The sequence below is a fragment of the Shewanella sp. 38A_GOM-205m genome (genome assembly GCF_000518445.1).
GTDB classification, from domain to species: Bacteria; Pseudomonadota; Gammaproteobacteria; order Enterobacterales; family Shewanellaceae; genus Shewanella; species Shewanella algae.
Genome location: NZ_JADP01000006.1, coordinates 173,533 through 198,027, shown reverse-complemented (window position 1 = coordinate 198,027; position 24,495 = coordinate 173,533). Strand labels below are relative to the sequence as shown.

The window sequence follows — 24,495 nt, the reverse complement described above, 5'->3', positions numbered from 1 at the left end:
CTGGGGGCGAACTCCTATGATCCAGCGGTTTTCCATCCCGAGGCCCAAATATGCTTAACTCCCCGCTTAGCGAACACGCCAGTGAGCTGGTCATTGCGATTCTCAATCAGGTACTGACCCAAGGTGCGCCGCTGGATCGCGCCTACTCAAAGCAGTTTGCACCTGAGCGCCTCAAGCCTTGGGAGCAAGCCAGAATTGCTCTGGTCACCGGTGATATTTTGCGCCGTTTAAGTTATTACAGCTTTCTGGCCGATGTTGCAGCGGATCAAATTGAGCGTGAAGGCACGAGACTCATCAACGCCTGGCATATGGCCAATGGCCTTGAGCTGCCGAAAATGCGCTACGCGCTGCAGATGGACAGTGAGCTGCTTGAGCAGCGGATGGCTGAGGCCCAGGCTATGCCTGCGCTGCTCGATGGTTGCCCACAGTGGCTCGAAGCGCTAGGGAGTGAACAACTGGGCGATAACTGGCCGGCCGAGCGCCATGCCTTGACTCAGGCCCCCAAACGTTATCTACGCACCAATTTGCTTAAGTGCAGCCGGGAAGAACTCAAGGCTCGTCTTGCCAAGGAAGGGGTCGAGACTTGTGAAGTCCCCGAGGTTGCCAGCGCTCTTGAAGTGATTTCAGATTCAGCGCTGTTTCGCACCGAATGCTTCAAGTCGGGCTGGTTCGAGCAGCAGGATGCCGGCTCGCAACATGTCGCCGAAGCTCTTGGGGTTGAACCAGGGATGCGGGTCATTGATGCCTGCGCCGGTGCCGGCGGCAAGACGCTGCACCTGGCCGCCAAAATGCAGGGCAAGGGACGACTGCTGGCGATGGATGTTGAGCAGTGGAAGCTGGATAACCTCAAACAGCGGGCTCGCCGCGCCGGCGCCCACAATGTGGAAACCCGGCTTATTGCATCCAGCAAGACCATCAAACGTTTGAAACTCAGTGCCGACAGGGTACTTTTGGATGTGCCTTGCTCAGGGCTTGGGGTGCTGAAACGCAACCCGGACACCAAATGGCGTGATACCCCTGAGCGCTTGCCGGTGCTGATGGAACTGCAGGAGCATATTCTCGGCAGTTACAGCCGCATGGTGAAGGTGGGCGGGATCCTGGTTTACGCCACTTGCTCGATCATGCCGCAGGAAAACGAGCAGCAGGTAGCGCGTTTTCTGAAGCAGCAAAGCCATTTCCGCTTACTCGATGAGGAAACCATCAGCCCGGCCAAAACCGGTTTCGATGGCTTCTATCTGGCAAGGCTTGAGCGGATAGCCGAGTAACAATCAGGCCTGTTTGAGTCATATTGACTTAAACAGGCGGTTTCACACCCGCTTCAAAAAGCATCTCAACAAAAGCATCTCAACAAAAACAGTGCCGCTCACTCTTACCGGTTTGCCAAGTATTGCCGCTTTATTCCCCCTGCAGGGTCAACAGCAGGCGGCGCCGACCGCCATTGTCTCTGTGCTCGCCAAGATAGATCCCTTGCCATGTGCCCAGTGCCAGCTGTCCGGCGCTGACAGGCAGCAGCAAACTGGTGCCCAGCAGGCTGGATTTAATATGGGCCGGCATATCATCGGCGCCCTCATAGGTGTGGCGAAAGTAAGGGGTATCTTCGGCCACTGCGCGATTGAACCAGGCCTCAAAATCCTGCCGCACTGTGGGATCGGCGTTTTCGTTGAGCGTCAGCGAGGCAGAGGTGTGCAGTAGTTGCAGGTGCAACAGGCCGCAACTGACGTAAGGCATATCATCAAGAGCCTTGGCAATATCATCGCTTATTAAATGAAAACCGCGCCGCTTGGCGTTTAAGGTCAGTTGTTGCTGATGCCACATAGATATTCCTTAATGTGGGTGAGACTGGCCGCCATCTGAAAGCTTGCCATTAAATCACCGCGAATTTAAAAGCCGGGCCTCTGATTTTTAGGTGAGCGCCCGGCGAAACATTCTATCGTCTTTATGGGGGCTCCCCAAGATGCAAGGCGGTACTTACCCAGCGGACAGCCCATCATTAGCTGAAGAGATAGTGGGCGATTCAATTATCAAGTTTGATGATAAAGCCTGCATCGCCGCCATGACCATCTCATTAGTGAGAGTGATGAATGAGGGGGATTAGAGAGAGTGATTGCAGATAAAACACAGATTGTTTGCTAAAATACCGGCCGCGAATTTACCCCTATAGACCCAGGAGAAACACCCCATGGCCAGAGCTTGCGCCAGACACATTTTGGTTAAAACCCGTGAAGAGGCGGAAAAACTCAAGGCCCGTATCGCCAAAGGGGAAGATTTTGGCAAGCTGGCGAAACAATACTCTCAGTGTCCTTCAAAAAAACGCGGCGGCGATCTCGGGGAGTTTGGCCCTGGGCAGATGGTCAAGGCGTTCGATCAAGTGGTGTTCAAAAAGCCGGTGCTCGAAGTGCATGGCCCGGTCAAAACCCAGTTTGGTTTTCATCTGATCCAGACTATTTATCGTAATTGAGCTAAAGCCTGCTGCGGTTTTCTGGCAAAGGCTCGATAGCATTGAGCCGGATCGCCGGCCAAAGTTCTACAGGCCGTGACTTCATCCTCCAGGTCGACAAAGTCTTCCAGCAGCTCCTGCAACTGCATGGGCGTGTGGTAACACATAGGAGTACCCAGCCCTGAGGTGAAACGTTTCGTCATGGGGGCGCAAAACTCACTCAGGTGGAACAAGCCTCCAGGCTTAAGCACGCGTTTAAGCTCCAATATGGCGGCTTTTTGCGCCATTTCAGATGGCATGCAGGTTAAAACGGCGCAGCTCAGCACCACATCGAATGTTTCATCGGCAAAAGGCAATGGAAGTTGTGGCAGCTGAATTAAATCGATGTCCGGGTACAGACTGAGGCCGCGCTTTATCATGGCGGCTGAGGGATCGACCCCCAGCACCTCAGGATAGCCTAACTGTTTCAGCTGCTTGGTTATCCGGCCATAACCGCATCCAAAGTCCAGTATTCTGGCATCGGGTTTCACCAACTGGCAGAAGCGCTGCACATCGATTTCCAGATTGAAATTGACCTGGTTGGCAACCTTATCCCAAAGCTGCACCGTCATTGCTTATCCTCATCAATAATGGAAACTTTATTGTTGAGGAACAAAGAGTTGGGCACCAGATGTGTCACGCCTTCATCCTTTACCGTGATATAACGCAGGTTGAGATCCACCACTGTCCCCTTGGAGCCGGTAATATCGATTTTATTGCCCAGCTTTATTGGTTTATAGAGCACTATCATAATGCCGGCAATCAGGTTGGATATGGCGTCTTTGAGGGCAAAACCCAGAGCAAAGCCGGTGAGCCCGAGTCCGGCAACCAAGGCGCCAACATCAAAGCCCAACTTGGATAAAGCCAAGACGGCACCAATAAATATCAGTACCACGCGCTGGGAGTTGGAGATCAAGCGAAACGATTCGCTGGCCGCCGAGTCAAAGCGGGCGGCCACTTGTTTCAGGAAACGGTCGATAATCAGGCTGACTACCACAAATGCGGCAAACACCAGGATTGCCTGAATGACATTTTCATTCATTTTCTGCTCCGAATAATAAAGTCTTAGTCGCTGAAATGTTCGGCTTGGCGCACAAAGGCATGCCAAACTCAAAGGCGCCCAAGTTAACCAAAGGTTGAGATAGAGACAAGAGTCAATCAATAAATTTCAGTGGCTTACCTAAATTGCCCAAGGCCGTTTTTGCCTACTCAGGCTGCAAAAGGTTTTGCCGTAGAATAGGGTATTTGCTGCCTGTGTCATTGTATCTGGCGCTCTGGCTGGGTATAAGGGAAGTGACATTCTACAAGGACGATAATCATGAAGGCTGTATCCGAGAACAAACGGGTTTTGCTGCTGTTGCTGTTACCTATAGTTCTCTTGCTGTTGTCATCGGAGTTATTGCTAAGGCCAGTGACCTCAGTAATAGTCAAAAATCAGTTCAAACTCATGGAAGAGTATCTTAGCCAGAGACAGCGTTCCATCAATGACATTATTCTCCATCAAGTACCTGAGTTTCATTTTGATTGTGGCCCGCAAGACGCAAAATTATTGCGGGCACCTGAAAACTATAATCGCTATTTTCGGGTGATGGGGATAAAAACCAAAACCGGCATGGGCTGCAGTTCGCTTGGCTCGGATTTACTATTGCCGGATCTTCCCAGTGACACCCCCATAGGGCAGGGCTTTGGCCTAACCACTACAGGTGCCATGCATGACACCGAGCAGGAACTCTTGGTTTATTTCAGAAGTAATGGCAATACCGCTTACTGGATTTTGGACAGCAGTTGGATCCGTGAAATTATCAATCTTCCCTGCCGCGATTGTTTTTACATAGAGTTTCTGCATCATGCTCCAGGCTCCGAAGGGCTGGTATTTGAGCGCGGCAATCCCTCGGTACCCAAAGAATCCCATGTGCATTTTCTCAGTGTGATGGACACGCAGCATCAGGTGGAGCAAAAACTCTGGTTTGGAAAGAAACTCGATGATTACGCCAGAGAAAAGATCTTGGTTTACGGTTTACCCTTGAGCATTTTGCTCGGAGTGCTGCTGGCCGGGGCTTATTGGCTTTATCTGAGTTACCACAGTTCGCTCAAGAGTATGCTCCAAAGGGGAATTGCCCGGCAGGAGTTTATCCCTTTCTATCAACCCATAGTCGATATTAATCAGGGCAAAATTGTCGGTTATGAAGTCCTGGTGCGCTGGAAGAAGGGCAAGGAGTTTATCCCCCCGGCCGCCTTTGTAGAGCATGCCGAAGCCTGTGGCCTGATCATTCCCATTACCGAATCTTTGCTGCAGCAGGTACTGCAACAACTGCCGGAGCTTGAGAGCGGCACTTGGGTAAGTATCAACCTGGTGGCAGAACATCTGGAGCAGGCTCATGTCAGTCGTGTGCTGCAACAGCATAATTGGCCGGAGCCGGACAGACTTAAATTTGAGATCACCGAACGCTTGCCCATTGCCGACATTGACGCCGCCAAGCAGGAAATCGCCAGGCTGACAGAGAGGGGATACAGCTTTAAAATTGATGACTTCGGCACCGGATATGGCGGCTTTAAGTATATTCAAGCCTTGGGGATCGACAGCATCAAGATAGATAAGATGTTTACCGATACCATAGGCACCAATGATCTCAAGCGTGGTGTGCTGGATGCCATTATCGCCTTTGGTATGGAGTCAGAGCTTGAGATGATAGTCGAAGGCGTGGAGACGGCGGAGCAGGTGGAGTACCTCAAAAAGCGCGGTATATTCCTGCTGCAGGGATACTATTTCGCCCGCCCCATGCCGGTTGAACAACTGAAAACCGTGAAATCAGGCGAAGCTCCCTAATGGCAGAAACCTTAGCGGCAAAAACCTTAGTGAAACCGGCCACTCTTGAACTTGCAAGCGATTATTACCTGAGCAATTTTGAACTCTTGCTGGAGGGTAGCCGCCGCTATCTGGATATTTTGCCAAGCGAGCTTGCCAGGTTACGCGCGGCGTACCTTGCCTGCACCAAGCCTTCGCGGATGTTGCTGGTGCGTCTCTTGTCCCGCAAGGGCGAGTGGTTTCGCACCGATAAGCTTAACTACCCGGAAATAGGGGGCCTGGAGCCAGCGATAAAGGGGCTTGAGCAAGCGGAGCTCATTAGCACTTCATCATTGCCAAATACTGAAACCTGGCTCAAAGGGGTCACCCTCACAGAGCTGCGCCGGGCGCTTCTCAAACTGCAACAGAGTCGAGCCTCGGAGGGCGAGAATAGTCTTGGGGGGCTGGTCGATATTGCGCAGCATCTAGGTAAAAGCATAAATGGTGCCTCAAAGGAGACGCTGAAACGTACCTTGCTGGCGCTCGGGCCCCAAGACTCACAGTTATTGATTGGCGAACTGAACTCTGAGCTGGGCATAGAATGGATTGAGCTTAAATGCCAGCGGCTTCTCGATGGCCTATTGCTGCTCTATTTTGGCAACCGTTATCAGGATCTGAGCCAGTTTGTGCTCAGCGATCTGGGCTTGCAGCGCTTTGAAGTCACTGTGCTGGACAAGGCCCACCGCGCCTATGACAGCCCAGAGCAGCTTAACGCCGCGTTGGCATTTGGCCATATGAGTCAGCAGATAGAAGAGGCGATACTAGCCAAACAGCCGCTGGATATTCCATTGCTGCTTGAACAGCTTAATGCCATTTCAGCGATGCCCGAGGCTAACCCCTTACTCGAGCGGCGCCGGCAAAAACTACTGACTCTGATAGGCCGCGAAGCCGAAAGGCAAGGGCAAACTACTCTTGCCATCAGTGTCTATTCGCAGTGCGAACATTGGCTAGCAAGGGAACGCCTGTGCCGCTGCCTGGAAAAACAGGCTCAGTGGCGGGCTCTGACTCATGCGCTGCTGCACCTTTGCGACCTTGCCGGTAATGAGAGTCAGTGGCAAATCATAGAACGTATTGGCAAACGCCTGCTTAAAAAATTGCCAAATGGCAAAGACAGCAAGTTTGCCTCACCATCAGGCCATAGTGAAGCGCCTGATTCCTTGGCGCTTGATTCTTTGATGTTAAGACTGCAAGCGCTGAAAGAAAATGTACCGGGTAGACTGGGTGCGCTGCCAGCGATAGCTCTGCAACTCACTCCCAATGGTGAACGAGTTGAAATGCGTGTCGCTGCGCACTTTGAAGCGCTCGGTTACCGGGCGTTTTTTCTCGAGAATGCCTTGCTTTGTGGCCTCTTTGGACTCGCCTTTTGGGACATTATTTTTGCCCCCGTTAAGGCGGTATTCGATAATCCATTTCAGCGCAGCCCACGGGATATGTTCACCGAGGAGTTTGTTAGTCGGCGTCAAGAGGCCATCACGGCGCGTCTTGATGAAATCGCTCGGGAGCACGGCGCTGTTATTTGGCGCCATTTTCAGCAAAAGCAAGGACTGGCAAATGATTGGGTTTACTGGGAAAGCCTGCCGCAACAGGCGCTGGAACTGACGCTGGCGGCACTTTCCGGCGCCAGGCTCGCTCAGGTATTTGAACGTATGCTTGGCGATCTCAAGCATTACCGCAGTGGCCATCCGGATCTTGTGTTATTTGACGCCGAAGGGCGCATCAGTTGGCTTGAAGTCAAAGGCCCGGGCGATAAGCTGGCCGATCATCAAATATACTGGCTCAACTTCCTCAGTGATTTGGGAGAGGCACGGGTTTGCTATGTCGACTGGGCAACAGCCGGCCAGTGTAAATAAGGTAAATAGCATTAAGGCAAGAATGATTGTTATTTAGTATTGGCCAATAACCGTCAATTAACAGGCAGCCCACTGGCGGCCTGCGCTATGTGGAAACCTTAATTGAAGTTCAGAGTCAGCAAGTCATCGCTCCATTTCGCCCGCGTCGTTCATATCTATGTTTCCATGGCACTACTGCTGTTGATGCTGTTCTTTGCCTTTACCGGTATCACTCTCAATCATCCGGATTGGTTTATCCGCCAGGGCGGAGAAAGCCTAGCATCGGAAGAAGCCCTGCCGGGATTTTTGTTGCCGGTGAATAGTGAAGACCCGGATTGGCGCGAAGCCACTGCGCATTGGCTCAGTAGCCACTGGGGAGTGGATGGTCACAGTGCCGAGTTCAGTGAAGATGAAGTGGCGCTGGTGCACAAGGGGCCGGGGCGCTATCAGAGCATTACCCTGGATCTGCTGGACGGGAAAGCCTATGTCGAGCAGATAGATTATGGTCTTATCGCAGTACTCAATGATCTGCATAAGGGGCGTAACAGTGGCACCCTGTGGGTCTGGCTGCTGGATCTTTGTTCAATTCTCATCATCCTGTTTTCCCTGACCGGTGCTTTCCTGCTGTTGCCTCAGAGCCGTAGATTGAAAAAATCCTTACTGGCCATGGCCGGTGTCAGCAGTGCCTGTGCCCTTATCTATCTGCTGTTTGTTCCCTGAGTTCAAAGTGACAGACGGCAAAGCATGAACTAGTACCCCCTACCTTTGGTGTGTTGTGAATGGAGAATGTATGAGTGGCAAACCTTTGAAAACCAGATTGTCTCTGTCCTTGGCGGTATTACTGAGTAGCAGCTTAACCCTGGGGCAGGCCCAAGCCGATTCGCTGGAGATTAATCTGACACTGCCGGAAATCACCACGGGCCAATACCACAGGCCTTACACAGCCGTGTGGGTGGAAGATGCCAAAGGGCAGAGCGTGCGAACTTTGAGCCTTTGGGTTATGCAGGAAGGCGAGGGGTACAAGTGGCTGAAAGACATTCGTCGCTGGTGGCGCAAGGCCGGGCGGGATGACATGAACTTTGTCGATGCCATTGCGTCGGCAACACGGCCTGCGGGCAAGTATCCCATCAGCTGGGACCTCAAAGATGACCAAGGGGGCCAGGTTGCCAACGGTAAATATACCTTGCTGGTGGAGGTGGTACGTGAGCACGGTGGCCGGGATTTGGTACGACACAAATTTCAGCTCGACGGCAAGCCTTTCAAAGCTGAAATAGCGCCCACCATAGAAACCGGCACGATTAGCCTTCAATACCTAGTGGAGTAAAAGATGATGAAAACAAGCAAACTCTTGTTGGCCCTGGGGGCCTGTCTGTTGGCACAAACGGCGCAGGCCCATGACAGATTTATACTGCCCAGCCAGTTCAATGTCTCTGCCGATCCCGGCAAAGGTGTGTGGATCACTTCAGATGTCAGCGCCAGTAACGAAGTCTTCCTGTTTGATAAACCTTTTGGATCTGAAGATGTGCAAATCATCACGCCGTCCGGCACCAAGGAGCGACCATCCTCAAGCTACCGCGGCAGCCGTAAGTCTGTGTTTGACTATCGCATGACCGAAGACGGCACCTACAGATTCGAGAAAGAGACCCAGCCAAGATATATGTCGCGCTATAAGCTCAAGGGCCAGCAAGACAGCGTCCGTAGCCGTACTGACAAGCAAACCACCAAGGCGATGATGCCCAAAGGGGCGTACGATCTCGAAGGGGCGCTGTATTTCTCACGAGTCGAGTCCTATGTCACCCTCAACAAGCCAAGTGACAAGGCTTTTGAAGTAAAAGGGGAATATCTGGAACTCAAACCCTTGACCCATCCGGCTGACATAGTCGAGCAGGAACCCACTGAGCTGCAATTCTATTTCCAGGGTAAGGTGATTGCCGGTGTGGAAGTTGCGATTGTGAAAGAAGGCACGCTTTACCGTAACCAGAAACTGGAATTGACGCTGACCTCAGACAAAGAAGGCAAGGTGAGTTTTGAACTGCCCAGGGCCGGCCGCTATATGTTGCATGCATCATTCGAGCAACCTAACGCCGACACTCGTCTTGCGGATAAGACAGTCAGTGAAATTTTCCTCACTTTCGAGGCCGGTCTGCAATAACCTAAATAGTCCGAAGCAGGCACTTTCAAGGCCTATCACCTTGTGAGTGCCTGTCAGCATGGGGAGTTAAGCCCAAGCGTGCGCAGCTTGCCCAGGTTCGCATTTTGCTTGAATGCCAGGTGCAAGCCATTGCTTTTCATCGAATCATCCCCTAGGCTGCCAGCTTTCGATCATCAGGATAAGGAAACAGGGATGGCAGTCAAAACCTTTGTTTATGCTTCTGCGTTGTTAATGGCCAGCACCTGCGCCTATGCCAGTCAAGATGGCATGACCAAGCAAGAAAGCAGGCTTATGGCCGGTGTATGGCAGGGCACTTTGGGAAAGACGCAGATCCGCGCCTGCATTAACGAATATGGCGATTCAGGTAGCTATTATTATTTGAAATACTTGACGCCTATCAGCCTGGAATTCAAAGACAACCATTTCCAGGAGCAAGATGACAGCGGTCGTTGGCGACTCTCTCTTCAAGATGATCAGTTACAGGGTACTTGGTATCTGGCGCAAAGGGATAAAACCTTACCTATCAGCCTCAGCCGAGTCACTGCCGCCGATGGCGCAACAGACTGCAGCAGCGAAGCCTATAATCAGGCCTTGGAAACCCGGCCCCAAATAAAGCGCGGTGCCTGGCAAAGTTTCAACAACGCCTTGGAATTTCGTGAGCTTACCTACGGTGGTGAGATGGGGCTTGAACTTCGGGGCGCGCAAGCCGGGCTGAATCAAATCAATCATTGGCTTAAACAACGCCTTACCAGCGCTGAGTTGCTTGAACTCTATTACGAAACTCGCAGAGACTTTCTCGGGCGCATGGGCACAGCTTTCAGCGACGAAACCGGTGTAGAGCTGAGTTTTGCTAACGACACCTGGCTCAGTGTCAGATTCTACCGTTGGGCCGCAGGGCATGGCGCCAGCGGAATATCGATTAACTATACCAATTTTGATCTTAATACAGGTGAGCGTTTTCACCCTTGGCAATGGTTTTACGATACTGACCCCGATAAGCAGACACATCAGTTGCCATCTGGGCTGCAGGCCAAATGGTTCCCAACTGGTGAACAAGAGGAAGATCCCGAGTTCGATTGTGGTAGTACAGAATATGGTGCAAAGGGCTATTACCACTTAACTCTGGAAACCCAGGATGGGCTGGATGGGCTCAGATTCTGGGAATATCCTCGCGGTAACGGCTGCGAAAATGAATTCTTTTTACCTTTGAGTGACGTGGCGCCTTATCTCAATCAAACTGGTCGCCAGCAACTGGGATTGAAGTAACTGCGTGAGTCAAAGCGTAATTTCTCTGATGTTTTTTCAGGTATTGTTCAGACCAGCTTTTCCATAGGCGGGCAAACTGTGCTGAGGTTTAACGTCGTCACTCACCTTGACTCTGACCATAGGGATAGATAAAAAATAGTAAAGGTTTACGGGTAGGGAAGCCATTTCATCGAAAACAAGGAGAGTGTGATGCAAGGATTAAAGGGATTTTTATTATCTTCTCTGTTGGCATTGCTGGTGGGTTGCAGTTGGGCTGCCTTGGCGGGCATTGTTGGATTACTCCTGTTGCCTTCCATGTTTCCATCCAAGAGTTGGTTGGATCTGACCTATATGGTGGTGGGGACTATTTTAATGCTACAAGCACTGATAGCCGGTTGCTGGGCAGGTTGGCTGAGGGGGAGTGGTGTACTGATTAGGCACACTCTTGCCAAAGATTCGTTCTGGAAAACCAATCTATTTAGTGCCGGAGCGATATTATTGTTGTTCCTGGTGTTGCATTAGAAGAGGTTAGAATCTCAGCAGCAATAGGTTGGCTTGATAGGATAGCTAGTAAGCACAACCTTTGACTTGATTTATCTTTATTAACTTACTGTTACGGCCAAAGAAACCCTGAAGGCAGGGTCATTGCCAGACGCAAGTATCGTCCAACTGGGATTCAGGGTCCATGTTGAATTCATAAACCTTATTTTTATTTTTCGGTTTATATTCAAAACGGTAAAAATTTGCCCCTTGAACAACAATGGTATAGTTTCCAGATGTCATTCCATCGACCTTTTCCAGGTATTTATAGGTATATTCGTAGGGTCTCCCTTCGGTGATTTCTATGCCTTCAAGACTCGTTTGCTCAAGCTTGATGACATCTGAGCCATTTTTATACCAAACCAGGGACTCTTTGCTCTCTTCATTGCCAAAGGAAAAAGCCAAGTATATTGGATGGGCTTCATCTTGAGACACGAAGCAATACCAATCAGTGGCATGTGCTTTGGTACAGGGAGTCGATATAAGGAGCATAAAAGGAACTAGCAGCTTCAGACCTTTGGGGAAGCCATTGCACTTGCTCGCTGGAGCTCTATACTTGTTGTTCATGTTGAGTTCGTTTCCAAAATGGGTCTAATTGAGCCAAATAAACAATGGCTCTCTGCTTACTGATATGAACGCGCTTCTTTGACAATTGTCTAATGAGAAAATATTTGCGCCGCAGCCGGCATGTTCAAATCGATGAATATAGCTTGCATCTGCTCAAAATCTATATCCAGGTTACTGTTTTTTATATCATCAAGAGCTGCAAGGTAGAGGCTTTCATAGTCTTCATCTTCCAGGTAATTTTCAGAGATATATTCCCAATACTCTTGATCATAAAGAATTGCTATATCAAAATCATCAGTGTAGAAGTATTTAGCTGCAGGAGGAACATTTTCGAAGCACTCTTGATATAACCAATCATGGTCGGACGTTCCTGGTAGATTGCAATTTACATTCAACATTTCTAGCAGGTACTTTATCAAGTAAATTTGAGTTGCATCTGTGCTGGATTCACCAAAATAATCTGAGTTTATGATCTGATCTAGCGCTTGCTCCAAGATCTCATCAGTTACATTAAAATGCTGAGTGATAAATTCTAGATACTCTTTCTGATTATTTCGGCAGCCCATAAGTAGGAATATGTTGTGATCTAGTGGAAATTTATTCTCAACGAGTTTTTTGAAAACATAAAAACTGTTCTCATACTGTGTTATTGTGAGTATCCCTTCAGGGAAATCAACTTTGAGCTGTTCAGGGGGGAAATGATTCAGGAATGCTCCAATGCAGTCTTCCTTTAAATAATGTTCTATATCACTCATCAATAGTTGAAGAAAGATAACCTTCTTTTCTTCATTGTTTTTAAACGGGTAGTTGTTTAGTAAATACTCAAAGTCAGCTGGTATTTGCGTGGAAATAACATCGTACCACATGTCATCATAGCTATAGCACTTTAATTTATCAGCTTCTTTATTTCTTATAGCGTAAATTAATTGTTCGTTATTCATGGTTTTTATTTATGAGATATGGATAGTGAAATATAGCAGCGTCTTTAACTTGGCAACTATTGGTGGCAATGCTAAATTATTCTAACTTTGGATTTCAATGATACAGTCATCTGTGCTTCTGCAAGCGCCTCGGGGCTCAAGCTTCATTCGCAGTAGGTACACTGACAACAAGCACAGGCTGTTAATAAGGTGTCCTCAATGTATCTCAATGAGAACACCTTAATTACTTTCAGTGCGGGTAGCTGGGCTGTTAACCGACTTGTGTCAAGAGTCAAATAAAGCCAGAGCTACCTATTACCACACTTCAATTCTAGTTGATATCCCGGCTTCGCCATCAGCTACAATGTCGATACTTTCCGGTATAAAACTATCTGCTTGATAATTCGGTGAGGCCGAGTAGTTACTTATGTTTCCTTGCTGGGCCAGCTCCATGACCTGTTGATCGAACACTTTTTTGCTCAGTGAGGCCGTCTTTGGTAGATAGACCACATTCATTGGATCGTCCTGACCACCAAACTCCAATGGGAAGAGATAGGTTTTTCGTAACATACCTTGAGCTGCGAGCTCTTCTGCCTGTTCTCGATTGTCGATGTCCGAGTAGTTAATGGAAGCGGGATTTAACACCGAAGGTCTGTTAATGACACTGACTTGCTTATCGTTCGATGCAAGGAGTTTGGCTAACAGCTTGTCTCGACCGTTTTTCATTGACCAGGCCATCTCATCGTCAGTAATCACAGTCGCTATCAGTAGTTGGCCTTCACCATTAGGTAATGTGAAGCTACCTGGCAGCGGACTGTGTGCCTGGGTAATAAGTACATTGACGTAATCGCCGTCTCCCACCATAACATCTTCAATAGTTAGGCCGTTGTACTTTTTGACTCTTCCCAAAAGGTCTGCATCGTTAAGCATTTCCGCATTGACGGCCCATTGCAACAAACCTAGTGGCCAATCTGCCTCACCTTGGGTAAGTACTATAATTTCGTATCCATAACCCGGCCGCTCAGGATAGACAGGAACTGTTTCTTTCTTTGTCAGAGTCAGCTCAATGTTACCATCTGTTTGATTAATGTTTTGGGGCAAGTACTGGGTTGGCATATCCGGATTGGTTAAACCAAAAGTGGTGTAAAGCCATAGGTCGTCACCCAATTCGCTGGCTTTAGACTTAAACAAGCCACCACCTGGCCATACACCTGTCATATGACCCAGTTTAAGGATCTCATCTGGGAACAGGCCAAATTTCTTTTCGAATACAGCCGTTCTAGCATCATATACGTTATCCCATAATATCTCTTGGTTTACTTCTGTCACTATATTACTTCCTTTTAATAAATTTGGACTTGATTCGCTATCGAAAATATCAGTCCAAAAAATGTATCTTATTATCTTTTACTATTAGATTTTCAAATGGTTGTTTATATCTAACCTGCCATCTGAATTTGAACATCGATTTGCAATCGATTACTATCCAAAATGGTTCAATCGGGTTGTGGGGGGTGAAGGCTCATCTCTTAGATGCAATACTAAACTTAGCAGAAATATATTGCTTTTTGTTTTCAATGCTCTCGCTTGCGGCCTCATATAGGGCAATCTAAACACAGTATTCCCGATGAAAGTTGCCCTCGTTGTCGGCTAATTCATTGATTTTATCTGCCTCAGAATCTGAAGATTGTAGTATAGCGCTCCGTATCTGCTGTCCTACTATTTGAATAAACTGAACTTACCGGTAAACTCTTTAAGCACAGTCGTATCGCCGAACATACAAATACCAAAGTATTCCAGATCTTGCTCGGATGTCTCAGCCGTTGCTTTTACCTGCTCGGCGGATGTTCCTACTATCATGGTGCTTGTAAAGTCAGTGAATGGGATATTTCGTTGCAGGAGTTCTTCACGGACTTTTCTGATCTTGTTCGAATTGTCAGCCTTAAGAACGATAAATGGATAATGGGATATTGATGGATGAATACCTTCTTCCTTATCCCGATATTGCAGAAAACAGAGTCTGTCTAAGTCATTTACTTCAGCGACCAGTCCGGCCGTCATATGACCCAGGGCATTGTACAGGCGCCCCATATCAACTTTTTTATTTAGTACGGCGACAAATCGTTTTGTGTTTTCATCTGGTAGAGAGGTGAAATCTATCATGGAATTTCCTGGTTTTTAAGGGCGGTATCTAGCTTGTTATCCGGAAATGGTTTTAAATATTGGGAAAGGTCATCTGCCTCTGCCTTTATACGAAAATCTGCAAAGTAAACAACCATTGGATGAGGGTCCTTTAGCATTTCATTGACCTTAGCCTTACCTAGTTTACGATGAAGAACACCTATGACACGTAATAGCGGATGTTCAGATTTAATACAATCATGAGCGGATAGGCTCAATGACTCGAAACATATAATTTTGAAGTCATAACTGCTGAACTCACCTGCTTCATATAAACTCCCCATAGTTCTTTCTAAGCCATCTACTGATTTATGTTTCAGGCAATCTGTTGGGGTTAACTCATGAAAATATGCCCCTTGTTCCGACCAAGACTCATAATCAGTAAGACTTATGCCTTGCTTGCCATCAATGACAACCCAACTTCGAGCAATTTCACCTTGTCGTCGATAAGAAGTTGTAAATATTTCAATTCTGCCTTTGATGGATTCAGCAAAATTTTCTTCAACTCGCTTTTTAAGTTTTGACCATTGCATAATTTCTACTTTTGGCAGTTGAAAGGTGTATACGCGCTTTAAATATATTGCTTGCTAATTCAGTAAATAACGTTTTTAAGGTGTCGACTATATACTCAAAACTTTCCTTAATAGCAATAAATATAATGATTCCCTATGAAAGCAAGTGTCGGTTGCCGTGTTTCTCACGGATGAGTTAAGCCAGAGCCCCGCTGTTTGTTGTGTATTGGTCAAGTTAAATTGGCCAACACAGGATGAGTTTAATCGCGTAGATTAAGGGAGTCGTGTCTGCGCTTAAAATAATTATCCGCCATAAAGTATCCGCCATAGCTACCGCACGGGCACGAAACTGACTTCGTCCCTGAATTTGCCTGAAGGCGAAATGATGCCAGCCATCCCTGTATTGGCTGTTTTTATAACTAATTGAATTATCGTTAGAATAACCAAGTTGGCTTGGCGAAACAAGCCGCAAGTGCAGCCATGGTTTAGAAATGAGACTCTAAAGGCTTTTACTGACGGTAAGACAGTAATGGGGGAAGGAGTGATGAAAAGGCCAAAGATATATGGCCAAAGGCATTACCGAACGCGATAGCCTTTGGCCTTAAGTTTTACAGCGTGTAGCTCAACACAGATAGTGGTGCCGCTTTGTCTGGGCAGGCTTAATCAGTGATTAACTCGAGTTGCATCAATAGCATATCTTCACCGTCTATGACCCGGGTATCCTGGCTGTGGCAGTGGGGGCAGATGACGGTACGTTCCTCTGGGGTACTTTGCTGCTGGCACTGATTGCAGGAGAGCGTCAGCGGCGCTATGTCGATATCGAGCACGGCATCGTGGCAGACGCTGTGCTCACGAAAGGTGTTGAAGGCGGTGCGAACCAACTCAGGCTCGACGCCGCTCATGGCGCCTATCTTGATGGCGACCCGGGCAATGCCCTTGGCGCCGTGCTCGGCGGCGAGTTGCTGGCACTGCTCCATCAGGGCACTGACGATAGAGTACTCGTGCATCAACAGATCCTCGGCAATAGCTCGCCCTGTGGCAGATCCAAATAACGGCGACTGCCCCAGGCCGATTCCAGTACCACGTTACCCGGATGTTGTTCGCCTACTTCGCCTATGATGCAGGCCTGATCGCAATGACCGAAGCGGCGCATGATTTCGACCGCGCCTTCGGCGAGTTCGCGGGGCAGGGCGACGACAAAGCTGCCTTCGTTGGCGAGATCCCAGGGCTCAAAACCGTAGAGTTCACAGACGCCGCGTACCTCATCACAGACGGGAATGGCGGTTTCTCTGAGGGTAATGCCCTTGTTAGAGGCCTTGGCCCACTCGTTGAGCACAGCCGACAAGCCGCCGCGGGTGGCGTCACGCATGGCGTGGATCTCCAGATTGGCGGCGATCAGTTGCTCCACCACATTCCAGAGCACGGCGCAGTCTGAGCTGAGTTCAGACTCCAGCTCCAGCCCTTCTCGGGCACTCAGGATGGCGGCGCCGTGACGGCCTATGTCCCGCGAAAGCAAGATGGCATCGCCGCTTCTTAGTGCATGAGCCGAAATGCCCGGCTTGAGAATACGGCCCACCCCTGAGGTGTTGATGAAAATGCCGTCGGCGCAGCCTTTGGGCACTACCTTGGTATCGCCGCAGACGATGCGGGCTCCGCATTGAGACAGGGCATCGGCCATGCTGGCGACTATCTGTTTCAGACGGCTGATTTCAAAGCCTTCCTCTATGATAAAACCACAGCTTAAATATTGCGGCTCGGCGCCCATCATAGCTAAGTCGTTGACTGTGCCGGCAATGGCCAGCTTGCCGATGTCGCCACCTTTGAAGAATAGCGGCGCTACGGTAAATGAGTCTGTGGTAAAGGCGCAATCGCCGCCAAGATGCAAACAGGCGGCGTCTTCTTCGCGTCTGAGAATGGGGTTGTCGAAGGCATCGAAAAACAGCTTGTTGATAAGCTCAGCCATTTCCCGGCCACCGCCGCCATGGCTCAGTTGTACTCGTTTATCGGACATCAGTTTACTCCGGCATATCTGTAGTAGGCATTGCAGGCGCCTTCAGAGCTGACCATGCAACTGCCGAGCGGTGTTTGCGGGGTGCAGCCGCGGCCAAATACTTTGCAATCCTTGGGATTGGCCATGCCACGCAGAATATCGCCGCATTGGCAGGCCTTGTGATCGTCTATCTGTTTCACCGGCAAGCGCTCGGCAAAGCGTTGTTCGGCATCCCTGTGACTGTATTCGGGTTTCAGCATCAGTGCCGAGTCGGCAATGGGGCCAAGGCCGCGCCAACGAAAACTGGGGCGTACCTTAAAAAATTGCGCTACCTTTTGCTGCGCCAATAGATTGCCCTGTTCGCTGACGGCGCGTTGATACTGGTTTTCCAGTTCACAGCGGCCGCTGACTTTCTGTTTGACCAGCGCGAGAATGGATTGCATGACATCAACCGGCTCGAAGCCCGAGACCACCACAGGGGTGTGATAACGTTCCACCGTCGGGCGATAGATGCGGGCGCCGCTGATAACGCTGACGTGGGCCGGGCCGATAAAGGCGTTGACCTTGGTCTCGGGGTGGCTCATTACCGCATCTATTGCCGGTGGTACCAGCACATGGTTGATATGAAACAAGAGGTTACTAAGGCCCTTGGCTTCTGCTTGCTCCAGCAGTACCGCCGTCATCGGCGTGGAGGTTTCAAAGCCGATGGCGAAATAGACTATGGTCTTGTCCGGGTTATCGGCGGCGATTTTCAGCGCATCGAGCGGAGCATAGACGGCGCGGATATCATGACCTTCGGCGCGCACAGAGGCGAGCGAACCCTTGGAGCCGGGAACCCGGATCATATCGCCCAGGGTCACCAGTATCACATCATCGAGACGGGCGAGGGCGGCGGCCTGATCTATCCGCTCTTTGGGCATGACACATACCGGGCAACCCGGGCCATGAATGAAATGGATATTTTCCGGCAGCAGCTGCAGCAGACCATATTTCATTATGGTGTGGGTGTGGCCGCCGCAGACCTCCATGATATTGAGCGGCTCGGTCAGCTTGGGAGCCAGTGCGGCGATTTCCTCGGCCAGATTACGGATAGTGGCCGGGCAGCGAAAGCCGTCGTACAGTTGCCTGAGCTCAAGCTCTGCCATCTTCCGCCTCCAGTTTGGCCGCTATCTCACGGTACAGCGCCAGGCTCTCGGCGGCAGATTCGGCATCTATCTTGTTCATCACAAAGCCGATATGGATAAGCACATAGTCACCAATGGCAAGCGGTTCATCCAATAGATGGCTGCTCACTGTGCGTTTAACCCCCAGGGTCTCCACGGTAACGCTCTGGCTTTCGGGGTGCAGCTCCACTACCTGGGATGGGATAGACAAACACATCAGCGGGCCTCCTTGGTGCGCTCGGTAAAGGCGGCGAGCTGCTTATCCAGCCACTGGGCGACCCGGGTCAAACTGGCGGGATCTTTGGTAGAGACTTCCAATACCTCGGCCTTGGGGTTGAGCTTACTCACCTGGGCACGGGCCTCGGAGACATCAAAGTCAAAGTAGGGCAGCAGATCGCACTTGGTCAGCAGCACCAGATCGGCGCGGTGGAACATCACAGGATATTTTTCTATCTTGTCGTCTCCCTCGGGGATGGAAACCAGCACAATATTCATGTGGGTGCCAACATCATAGCTGGCCGGACACACCAGGTTGCCGACGTTCTCGACAAAGCAGATGTCCATGTTGTCGAGCGCTTGCTGGTGCAGGGCACCGTGCACCATAAAGGCATCCAGGTGGCAGGCGCTGCCGGTTTGGATCTGAATCGCTTCTATGCCCTTGGCCTTGAGGCGGTCGGCATCCCGCGAGGTTTCCAGATCGCCTTCAATGACGCAGTACTTTTTGTCTGTATAGGCACCGAGATGCTCCAGCAGGCTGGTTTTGCCGCTGCCGGGGCTACTCATGATATTGAAGGCCATTACCCCGTGGGATTCAAAGTGTTCACGGTTGTGTTGGGCTTCGATATCGTTTTTGTCGAGGATCTTGTGGATCACCGACAGTGTCTTGCTGTCGTTCAGCTGTGGGTTGGTGTGTACTGTGCCTTGGCTGTGAGAGTGGCTATGAGAATGGCTGTGAGAGTGCTCATGGGAATGGCCATGAGAGTGGCCGTGATCGTGACTGTGAGAATGACCATGCTCGTGAGAATGATGCCCGCCGTTGCCCCTGGGCAGTGAACATCCGCAATCTTTACACATAATGAACTCCCTTTGGTTCCTTAATCTGAGCATGCGCCGCTTTGGCGGCAGATGCCTTGATATCAATCAGTAATTTCAACGTTCGACCAGGCTCTGTGTGAGCCCGGGTTGATGTAATCCATACCAGAGCTGCCCGAGGGCGATACCGCCATCATTGACCGGCACCAGGCCGGGTTTCAAGCGGTGAAATTCAAGCCGGGCGAGTTCCCGGTGGCAGTATTCACTGAGAAGCCTGCTTTGAAACACGCCGCCGCTCAGTACCAGCGGCAGATCTTCTATTCCTTCGGTCTTGAGCCAATCACGGGCCTTGAGCGCCGCGGCGATAATCCCTTTGCCTATGGCCTGAATAAAGGCCAGCGCCAGCAGTTCACTGTCCGGCTCGGTGCGCCAGGCTTGCAGCAGCGCCGAAAATAACGGCGCGCTTTGCCACTGCCCAAGCACCAGCTCGGCGCGAGTGTTTGTCGGTTCGAGCTCATGTTCAAGCTTCAGCTCTAAGCCAAGCTTCTCGGCGCCTTGCTGTTTCCCGGCGGCAATGGCTCTGCGGGCAAGGGTTTCCAGGATAATCCCGGCTTGGCCTTCATATTGGCTGAGTCGCAAGTTTGCCAGCATAGCGGCGGCGGCATCGAATAAACGGCCGATGGAGTGGCTCTTTGGACCTATGCCACTGCTGGCGAGCTTGCCAAGGTTGGCCAGCTTGGCAGCGGGCTCGGCGGCAAAGACCGCCAATTGCTGCAACTCTTCAATACCATGGTTTTGCAACAGCAGGCTATAGAGCAGGCGCCAAGGCTCGCGAATGGCCTGCTCGCCACCGAGCAGTGTCATCGGGCTCAGGGTTGCCAGGCGCTGAAAGCCCTGACAGTCGGCCAGCAGCAGTTCGCCGCCCCAGAGCTGGTTGTCATCTCCAAGCCCTGTGCCATCAAAGCTGAAGCCCAGCACCTTGCCGCTGTAATCATTGGCAGCCATCACCGCCAGCAGATGGGCGAAGTGATGTTGCACCTCAAGCTGCCGAGCACTTTGCCGCTCGGCCCAGCGGCTGGAGGCGTAGTCGGGGTGTTTATCGCGGATGATGGCCTCGGGTTCAAAGCGGTACAGGCGCTGGAAACTCTGCAAAGTGCGCTCGAAATAGCCTTCAGCCTCAACACTGAAAAGATCGCCGATATGGGGGCTGAGATAGAGCTGATTACCGATATTGAGCGCCAGGGTGTTTTTCTGTTGTGGGCCCACGGCCAGCAGTGACGGCAGCTTGTTGGAGCAGTTGTCTCCAGAGTCCTTACTCGCCAAGCTCTTGCTTGCTTTGTTCATGCTCGCCAAGCTTTTGCTTGGAAGGCTCAGCGGTGCATAACCGCGGGCGAGACGCAGTATTTGCAGTTCATCATCCAGCATCTGCACCACAGAGTCGTCACAACCGTTGATGATGGGGCGGTTATGATCCAATACTGCATCGACCACAGCCAGAGGCGGCTTGCCGAGTTGCTGCAGCACCTCGTCGCCGTCTGTGATAATCGGTTCGCCGGAGCGGTTGGCACTGGTGGCCACCAGCGGCCGCTGCAGACCATCGAGCAGCAGGGTGTGCAGCGGCGTATAGGGCAGGAACAAACCCAGCCGGTCGATATCCGGGGCTATGGCGCTGCTGAGTGCCGGAGCGTCAGCCTGGTGTTGCTTCTTGGCCATAAGCACTATTGGCCGCTCTTGACTACTGAGCAGTTGCCATTCGGCGCTTGAGCCTTCGGCATACTGTTTGGCGAACTCGACTGAGGGCATCATCAGTGCCAGCGGCTTGGCCGGGCGGCACTTGCGGCGCCTAAGTTCAGTGACTGCGTCATGATTACCGGCATCACAGATCAGATGAAAGCCCCCTAGGCCCTTGATAGCGAGGATTTTGCCCTGTTCGATAAGGGCAATGGTTTGCGCCAGCGCTTGCTCTCTCTTGGCGAGGATTTCGCCGCCTGCGCCACGCAGTGTCAGCTCGGGGCCACATTTTGGGCAACTGACCGGCTGGGCGTGATAGCGCCTGTCCATAGGGTCTTCATAGGCTTGGCGACAGGCATCACAGAGCGCAAAGCCCGCCATGGCGGTATTGTGTCTGTCGTAGGGCAGGTTGCGGATAATGGTGTATCTGGGGCCACAGTGGGTGCAGTTGGTGAAGGGGTAACCGAAGTGGCGATTATCGGGATCGCGTATCTCGGCCAGGCAGGCATCGCAGCTGCTCTTGTCGCTGCCCACAGTGACTATGGCCGCCGCTTGCCCCGCACTGCTGTGCGCTATGGTGAAATCTTGCAAGTCCTGCACTTGGGCATGGCTGACGGTGAGTTCATCAATGCGGCACAGCGGCGGGCGCTCGGTATCGAGCGCGGCTCGAAAGCCTGCCAGCGCCATCTCCGGACCTTGCACCAATATGCTGACGCCCTGGCCATCGTTGAGCACATGGCCCGTGAGCTGAAAGCGTTTTGCCAACAGGAAAATCCAGGGGCGAAAACCCACCCCCTGGACTATGCCTTTGATATTGAAGCTTTGGGCAACAAGCGCTGTCATCAGCGCCTCCTTTGCCTGAGCCAAAGTGCGCCGGCGGCGAGCAGGGCGCCGTCGAGATCGAGCAGCTGACTGGCCGCCAGCGGGAAGTTTTTGCCGATGCGGATGGCGATTCTCTTGCTCAGAACCGGGTTGACCATGGCGCTGCCGGCCAGAAACACACAATCTATGCCAACGCTGAGATCCAGATGCTCGACCCAGTTGGCCAGATAGTCGGCCAGTGAATCCTGGGCGGCGAAGCAGAGCTTGGCGGCATCTGTGTCGCCGGCGAGGCGGAAACTCATGACAGTGCCCAGCGTTTTGCACCAGTTAAGGCCGCGCACCGCTTCGCCTTTGGCCAAGGGGTAATCGATTCGCGGTGCGTTGGCGCCCTTGTAACTCATGGCGGCGGCAATAAAGGCATCTTTAAGCTCTGTGGCCGACTGGCCCTGTTGCCCGAGCCCACTGATGATGGCGATAACGGCCCACAGTGCATCCAACCCGGGGAAGACAGATAGCTCGCGACTGCCAATATCCAGCAGGCGGTTATAACACTCGGGGAATTGGTTTTTGAATTTTTGCACCACAGTGCGCTGCGGACTTTGCTCCAGTGCGTGTACTATTTCATAGCCGCTGGCGGGCAGTTGAGTCAGTTCAAAGAAGCACTCTTGTTTGCCGTCCTTATCCAGATAGCGTATTTGTGAGGGATTCGAGCCGCTGAAATAGAGCAGTGCAGCTTTTTTTATACCGCAGAATTCGGCCTTAAGCGCGTTGAAGGCGCATTCGGCGCCGTGCTCTGTGGCCACTTGCCAGACATTAGCGTCATTCTCCGTGGCCGCTCTCAATACAATTTGCGGCTCTTTTTTGTTGCCCAGGTTTTGGACGGTCGCCACTGAATTGCCGAACCTTGCCTCATCGTGCAGGGTTTCCGGCAAGGCATGGCCTGAGCTTACCTTACTCAGCTGCGCCTGGTGAGCATAGAGCGGCAGATAGTGACCGGCTATCCAGCATAGCTCTACACGGGATGGCTGGGATAACTCAACCGCAAACAGATAGTCGCAGCCCTTGATACGCAAATACTCGCAGATGATCAGCAGCAGTCTGCTATCGGCAAACGCCACTGAGTACAGGGGCTGTGTGAGCCTGGGATGCTGCGAGCAGGGCCTTAACCGCAGCGCAGGTTTTTCCATCGAAGAAAGCGCCAGCACTTCGGCATCGCTCAGCAGGAAGTGGGCGTTGAGGCTATTGGGATTACAGCAGATAAGTGTTTGGCCGTTGGATATGTCCTGAGGCATATCATCTTGTTTGAGACTCAGTTTTAGGCGCCGATTGCCGCTGTCGGTAAGCGTGAGCGATTTGCCCTCAAGCAGTTGCTCGGCCATGGCACGGATATCGCTTGGTTGCAGGGCGCAGAGCTCCGGCTCGGCCAATACCGCCTCTTCACCATGACAGTGGGGGCAGGGCAAACGGATATTGGCAAAATCAGGGTGTTGGTTATCGCCCAAACGTGGCTGGCAGTGCTGACAAAACGCCAGGCTCGGCCGAGTGGCTGCATTGGGAAGTACGTCGGCTAAAGCCAATGGTGTGGCGGCGCCGAGCCTTTCCTCTGCCAGTAAAATACGTGAGTCCAGTAAGCTGGTGCTCAAGAGAAAATCACCTGCAATCTCATCGGCGAGCTGCTCAAGCTCACTCTGATTTCCCTCGGCTTCGAGAATATATCGCCAGATGATCCTGGGCGCCTGATGATTGTGCTCAAGGGCGGCAGCAGCGCTTTGCTTGGCCGCTGATTTCAGCGGCAACAGGGCGATAGTGATATTCAGCTTATCGTAATTAAGATATTGGTTACATAAATGCCCATACCAAGGCTGCTGCGAGGCGCAGTCAAATTCGAATCTAACGAGTTTCATGGGATGTTTCCGGCAGTTTGTCTTCTTCATCGACCGTTGCAGTTACAGACAGCTTTGGGCGATAGGAGTGGGGAATAAGGGCTTCTATGTCAGTGTTACCGGTTTTTTGGCATTGCCAGCCAAGGTGCTGCAGATAGTTGATAAGCGTGGTTTCCATCAAGGGCACGGCGGCGGCAATTTGCGGTGTGAGCCCAAGGGTCATGGGTTCAATCACGGTTGGGGTGATCCCAAGCACCATGGTGTGGGGCCTGTCGCCAAGCATCTCCATCATAATCAGGGTTTGCAGCATTTCCACTTCATGGGCGCTGCCTTGCCAGTCGATTTCAGGGGGAGCCTTATCGAAGTCGAAGAAATAGACTTCGCCGGGTTTGGCGCCTGCGGCATTGACGGTATCGACCAAGAGCAAAGCGTCGTACTTGGCGATGATAGGGGTAAGCCCCTGTGCCAGGGTGCCGCCGTCGAGGAGATCGAGCTGATCGCTTGGGTGAGTAAATTGGTAGTTTTCATTGAGGTAATTGACAAAATGTACGCCGATACCTTCATCGGCGTACAGGACATTGCCAATACCCAGCAGCAATATCTTCAT

General features: G+C 51.3%; 25 protein-coding genes. 9 read left to right on the top strand and 16 right to left on the bottom strand.

Annotated elements, in window-relative coordinates; genetic code table 11:
- Positions 1–50: 50 nt before the first annotated feature.
- The gene (locus N512_RS0108040; RefSeq protein WP_028779980.1) at positions 51–1,265 is read left to right on the top strand and encodes an RsmB/NOP family class I SAM-dependent RNA methyltransferase; all 1,215 of its coding nucleotides are present in this window, start codon (positions 51–53) and stop codon (positions 1,263–1,265) included.
- Between the two features lie 130 nt (positions 1,266–1,395).
- On the opposite strand, the gene N512_RS0108035 is transcribed toward N512_RS0108040, so the two are convergent.
- A complete protein-coding gene (locus N512_RS0108035) occupies positions 1,396–1,815 on the bottom strand; it encodes a secondary thiamine-phosphate synthase enzyme YjbQ (RefSeq protein ID WP_028779979.1) in 420 nt (139 codons plus the stop codon).
- A 364-nt stretch (positions 1,816–2,179) separates the two neighbouring features.
- Between N512_RS0108035 and N512_RS0108025 the strand changes: the two genes are divergently transcribed.
- Positions 2,180–2,458, top strand: coding sequence for a peptidylprolyl isomerase (locus N512_RS0108025; RefSeq protein WP_025010268.1), 279 nt, complete (start codon positions 2,180–2,182; stop codon positions 2,456–2,458).
- Here the strand turns inward: N512_RS0108025 and N512_RS0108020 are convergent.
- Together N512_RS0108020 and N512_RS22535 are read right to left on the bottom strand one after the other, a co-directional pair.
- On the bottom strand, positions 2,446–3,048 hold the full coding sequence (locus tag N512_RS0108020) for a class I SAM-dependent methyltransferase (RefSeq protein ID WP_028779978.1): 603 nt from the start codon (positions 3,046–3,048) through the stop codon (positions 2,446–2,448). The two genes, N512_RS0108025 and N512_RS0108020, sit on opposite strands and share 13 nt — an antisense overlap.
- Positions 3,045–3,518, bottom strand: coding sequence for a mechanosensitive ion channel family protein (locus N512_RS22535; RefSeq protein ID WP_025887287.1), 474 nt, complete (start codon positions 3,516–3,518; stop codon positions 3,045–3,047). Before N512_RS22535 ends, N512_RS0108020 begins: the two co-directional genes overlap by 4 nt.
- Positions 3,519–3,794: 276 nt before the next feature.
- Between N512_RS22535 and N512_RS0108010 the strand changes: the two genes are divergently transcribed.
- The 7 genes from N512_RS0108010 (at position 3,795) to N512_RS0107980 (ending at position 11,069) form a co-directional block, all read left to right on the top strand.
- Entirely contained in the window at positions 3,795–5,303 is a 1,509-nt protein-coding gene (locus tag N512_RS0108010; protein WP_028779977.1) for an EAL domain-containing protein, read from the top strand.
- The gene (locus N512_RS0108005) at positions 5,303–7,171 is read left to right on the top strand and encodes a VRR-NUC domain-containing protein (protein ID WP_028779976.1); all 1,869 of its coding nucleotides are present in this window, start codon (positions 5,303–5,305) and stop codon (positions 7,169–7,171) included. The genes N512_RS0108010 and N512_RS0108005 overlap by 1 nt, the downstream gene beginning before the upstream one ends.
- 165 nt (positions 7,172–7,336) lie before the next feature.
- A complete protein-coding gene (locus N512_RS0108000) occupies positions 7,337–7,870 on the top strand; it encodes a PepSY-associated TM helix domain-containing protein (protein WP_371873716.1) in 534 nt (177 codons plus the stop codon).
- A gap of 70 nt (positions 7,871–7,940) precedes the next feature.
- A complete protein-coding gene (locus N512_RS0107995) occupies positions 7,941–8,474 on the top strand; it encodes a DUF2271 domain-containing protein (protein WP_025010275.1) in 534 nt (177 codons plus the stop codon).
- A gap of 3 nt (positions 8,475–8,477) precedes the next feature.
- Complete coding sequence (locus N512_RS0107990) at positions 8,478–9,302, top strand: DUF4198 domain-containing protein (RefSeq protein ID WP_231473542.1); 825 nt, start codon at positions 8,478–8,480, stop codon at positions 9,300–9,302.
- Positions 9,303–9,494: 192 nt separating this feature from the next.
- The gene (locus N512_RS0107985) at positions 9,495–10,568 is read left to right on the top strand and encodes a hypothetical protein (RefSeq protein ID WP_028779972.1); all 1,074 of its coding nucleotides are present in this window, start codon (positions 9,495–9,497) and stop codon (positions 10,566–10,568) included.
- 189 nt (positions 10,569–10,757) lie between these two features.
- Positions 10,758–11,069 (top strand): hypothetical protein, encoded by a 312-nt coding sequence (locus tag N512_RS0107980; protein ID WP_028779971.1) that lies wholly within the window; start codon positions 10,758–10,760, stop codon positions 11,067–11,069.
- Between the two features lie 120 nt (positions 11,070–11,189).
- On the opposite strand, the gene N512_RS0107975 is transcribed toward N512_RS0107980, so the two are convergent.
- The 13 genes from N512_RS0107975 to N512_RS0107910 all read right to left on the bottom strand — a co-directional run bounded on the left by N512_RS0107975 (position 11,190) and on the right by N512_RS0107910 (position 24,495).
- Positions 11,190–11,654 (bottom strand): hypothetical protein, encoded by a 465-nt coding sequence (locus N512_RS0107975; protein WP_025010279.1) that lies wholly within the window; start codon positions 11,652–11,654, stop codon positions 11,190–11,192.
- A gap of 89 nt (positions 11,655–11,743) precedes the next feature.
- Positions 11,744–12,595, bottom strand: a complete 852-nt coding sequence (locus N512_RS0107970) for a hypothetical protein (protein ID WP_028779970.1) — start codon at positions 12,593–12,595, stop codon at positions 11,744–11,746.
- 294 nt (positions 12,596–12,889) lie between these two features.
- Positions 12,890–13,903 carry a suppressor of fused domain protein gene (locus tag N512_RS22525; protein ID WP_051472707.1) on the bottom strand — a complete coding sequence of 338 codons (1,014 nt, stop codon included), beginning with the start codon at positions 13,901–13,903 and terminating at the stop codon, positions 12,890–12,892.
- A gap of 390 nt (positions 13,904–14,293) precedes the next feature.
- Complete coding sequence (locus tag N512_RS0107955) at positions 14,294–14,737, bottom strand: DUF2000 domain-containing protein (RefSeq protein WP_028779969.1); 444 nt, start codon at positions 14,735–14,737, stop codon at positions 14,294–14,296.
- Positions 14,734–15,288 (bottom strand): SF0329 family protein, encoded by a 555-nt coding sequence (locus tag N512_RS22520; RefSeq protein WP_025887308.1) that lies wholly within the window; start codon positions 15,286–15,288, stop codon positions 14,734–14,736. Before N512_RS22520 ends, N512_RS0107955 begins: the two co-directional genes overlap by 4 nt.
- Before the next feature lie 638 nt (positions 15,289–15,926).
- A complete protein-coding gene (gene hypA, locus N512_RS0107945; protein ID WP_025887310.1) occupies positions 15,927–16,274 on the bottom strand; it encodes a hydrogenase/urease nickel incorporation protein HypA in 348 nt (115 codons plus the stop codon).
- Positions 16,274–17,278 (bottom strand): hydrogenase expression/formation protein HypE, encoded by a 1,005-nt coding sequence (gene hypE, locus N512_RS0107940; RefSeq protein WP_028779968.1) that lies wholly within the window; start codon positions 17,276–17,278, stop codon positions 16,274–16,276. Before hypE ends, hypA begins: the two co-directional genes overlap by 1 nt.
- Positions 17,278–18,402: a hydrogenase formation protein HypD gene (hypD, locus tag N512_RS0107935; protein ID WP_028779967.1), complete on the bottom strand. Its 1,125-nt coding sequence runs from the start codon at positions 18,400–18,402 to the stop codon at positions 17,278–17,280. The genes hypE and hypD overlap by 1 nt, the downstream gene beginning before the upstream one ends.
- Complete coding sequence (locus tag N512_RS0107930; protein ID WP_028779966.1) at positions 18,389–18,637, bottom strand: HypC/HybG/HupF family hydrogenase formation chaperone; 249 nt, start codon at positions 18,635–18,637, stop codon at positions 18,389–18,391. The genes hypD and N512_RS0107930 overlap by 14 nt, the downstream gene beginning before the upstream one ends.
- Positions 18,637–19,494, bottom strand: coding sequence for a hydrogenase nickel incorporation protein HypB (gene hypB, locus N512_RS22515; RefSeq protein ID WP_051472706.1), 858 nt, complete (start codon positions 19,492–19,494; stop codon positions 18,637–18,639). The genes N512_RS0107930 and hypB overlap by 1 nt, the downstream gene beginning before the upstream one ends.
- A gap of 75 nt (positions 19,495–19,569) precedes the next feature.
- A complete protein-coding gene (hypF, locus tag N512_RS22510; RefSeq protein ID WP_037474470.1) occupies positions 19,570–22,026 on the bottom strand; it encodes a carbamoyltransferase HypF in 2,457 nt (818 codons plus the stop codon).
- Positions 22,026–23,909 (bottom strand): hypothetical protein, encoded by a 1,884-nt coding sequence (locus N512_RS0107915; RefSeq protein WP_028779965.1) that lies wholly within the window; start codon positions 23,907–23,909, stop codon positions 22,026–22,028. Before N512_RS0107915 ends, hypF begins: the two co-directional genes overlap by 1 nt.
- A complete protein-coding gene (locus tag N512_RS0107910) occupies positions 23,896–24,495 on the bottom strand; it encodes a HyaD/HybD family hydrogenase maturation endopeptidase (protein WP_025010289.1) in 600 nt (199 codons plus the stop codon). Before N512_RS0107910 ends, N512_RS0107915 begins: the two co-directional genes overlap by 14 nt.

Bases quoted from the DNA above. Each gene is read 5' to 3' on its own strand.
- N512_RS0107915 (WP_028779965.1), bottom strand. From the start codon at position 23,909: ATGAAACTCGTTAGATTCGAATTTGACTGCGCCTCGCAGCAGCCTTGG.
- N512_RS0107910 (WP_025010289.1), bottom strand. From the start codon at position 24,495: ATGAAGATATTGCTGCTGGGTATTGGCAATGTCCTGTACGCCGATGAA.
- N512_RS0108010 (WP_028779977.1), top strand. From the start codon at position 3,795: ATGAAGGCTGTATCCGAGAACAAACGGGTTTTGCTGCTGTTGCTGTTA.
- hypB (WP_051472706.1), bottom strand. From the start codon at position 19,494: ATGTGTAAAGATTGCGGATGTTCACTGCCCAGGGGCAACGGCGGGCAT.
- N512_RS0107930 (WP_028779966.1), bottom strand. From the start codon at position 18,637: ATGTGTTTGTCTATCCCATCCCAGGTAGTGGAGCTGCACCCCGAAAGC.
- N512_RS0107975 (WP_025010279.1), bottom strand. From the start codon at position 11,654: ATGAACAACAAGTATAGAGCTCCAGCGAGCAAGTGCAATGGCTTCCCC.
- N512_RS22535 (WP_025887287.1), bottom strand. From the start codon at position 3,518: ATGAATGAAAATGTCATTCAGGCAATCCTGGTGTTTGCCGCATTTGTG.
- N512_RS22520 (WP_025887308.1), bottom strand. From the start codon at position 15,288: ATGCAATGGTCAAAACTTAAAAAGCGAGTTGAAGAAAATTTTGCTGAA.
- hypA (WP_025887310.1), bottom strand. From the start codon at position 16,274: ATGCACGAGTACTCTATCGTCAGTGCCCTGATGGAGCAGTGCCAGCAA.
- N512_RS0107970 (WP_028779970.1), bottom strand. From the start codon at position 12,595: ATGAATAACGAACAATTAATTTACGCTATAAGAAATAAAGAAGCTGAT.
- N512_RS0108035 (WP_028779979.1), bottom strand. From the start codon at position 1,815: ATGTGGCATCAGCAACAACTGACCTTAAACGCCAAGCGGCGCGGTTTT.
- hypD (WP_028779967.1), bottom strand. From the start codon at position 18,402: ATGGCAGAGCTTGAGCTCAGGCAACTGTACGACGGCTTTCGCTGCCCG.
- N512_RS0107985 (WP_028779972.1), top strand. From the start codon at position 9,495: ATGGCAGTCAAAACCTTTGTTTATGCTTCTGCGTTGTTAATGGCCAGC.
- N512_RS0108000 (WP_371873716.1), top strand. From the start codon at position 7,337: ATGGCACTACTGCTGTTGATGCTGTTCTTTGCCTTTACCGGTATCACT.
- hypF (WP_037474470.1), bottom strand. From the start codon at position 22,026: ATGACAGCGCTTGTTGCCCAAAGCTTCAATATCAAAGGCATAGTCCAG.
- N512_RS0108005 (WP_028779976.1), top strand. From the start codon at position 5,303: ATGGCAGAAACCTTAGCGGCAAAAACCTTAGTGAAACCGGCCACTCTT.
- N512_RS0107980 (WP_028779971.1), top strand. From the start codon at position 10,758: ATGCAAGGATTAAAGGGATTTTTATTATCTTCTCTGTTGGCATTGCTG.
- N512_RS0108020 (WP_028779978.1), bottom strand. From the start codon at position 3,048: ATGACGGTGCAGCTTTGGGATAAGGTTGCCAACCAGGTCAATTTCAAT.
- N512_RS0107990 (WP_231473542.1), top strand. From the start codon at position 8,478: ATGATGAAAACAAGCAAACTCTTGTTGGCCCTGGGGGCCTGTCTGTTG.
- N512_RS0107995 (WP_025010275.1), top strand. From the start codon at position 7,941: ATGAGTGGCAAACCTTTGAAAACCAGATTGTCTCTGTCCTTGGCGGTA.
- N512_RS0107955 (WP_028779969.1), bottom strand. From the start codon at position 14,737: ATGATAGATTTCACCTCTCTACCAGATGAAAACACAAAACGATTTGTC.
- hypE (WP_028779968.1), bottom strand. From the start codon at position 17,278: ATGTCCGATAAACGAGTACAACTGAGCCATGGCGGCGGTGGCCGGGAA.
- N512_RS0108040 (WP_028779980.1), top strand. From the start codon at position 51: ATGCTTAACTCCCCGCTTAGCGAACACGCCAGTGAGCTGGTCATTGCG.
- N512_RS0108025 (WP_025010268.1), top strand. From the start codon at position 2,180: ATGGCCAGAGCTTGCGCCAGACACATTTTGGTTAAAACCCGTGAAGAG.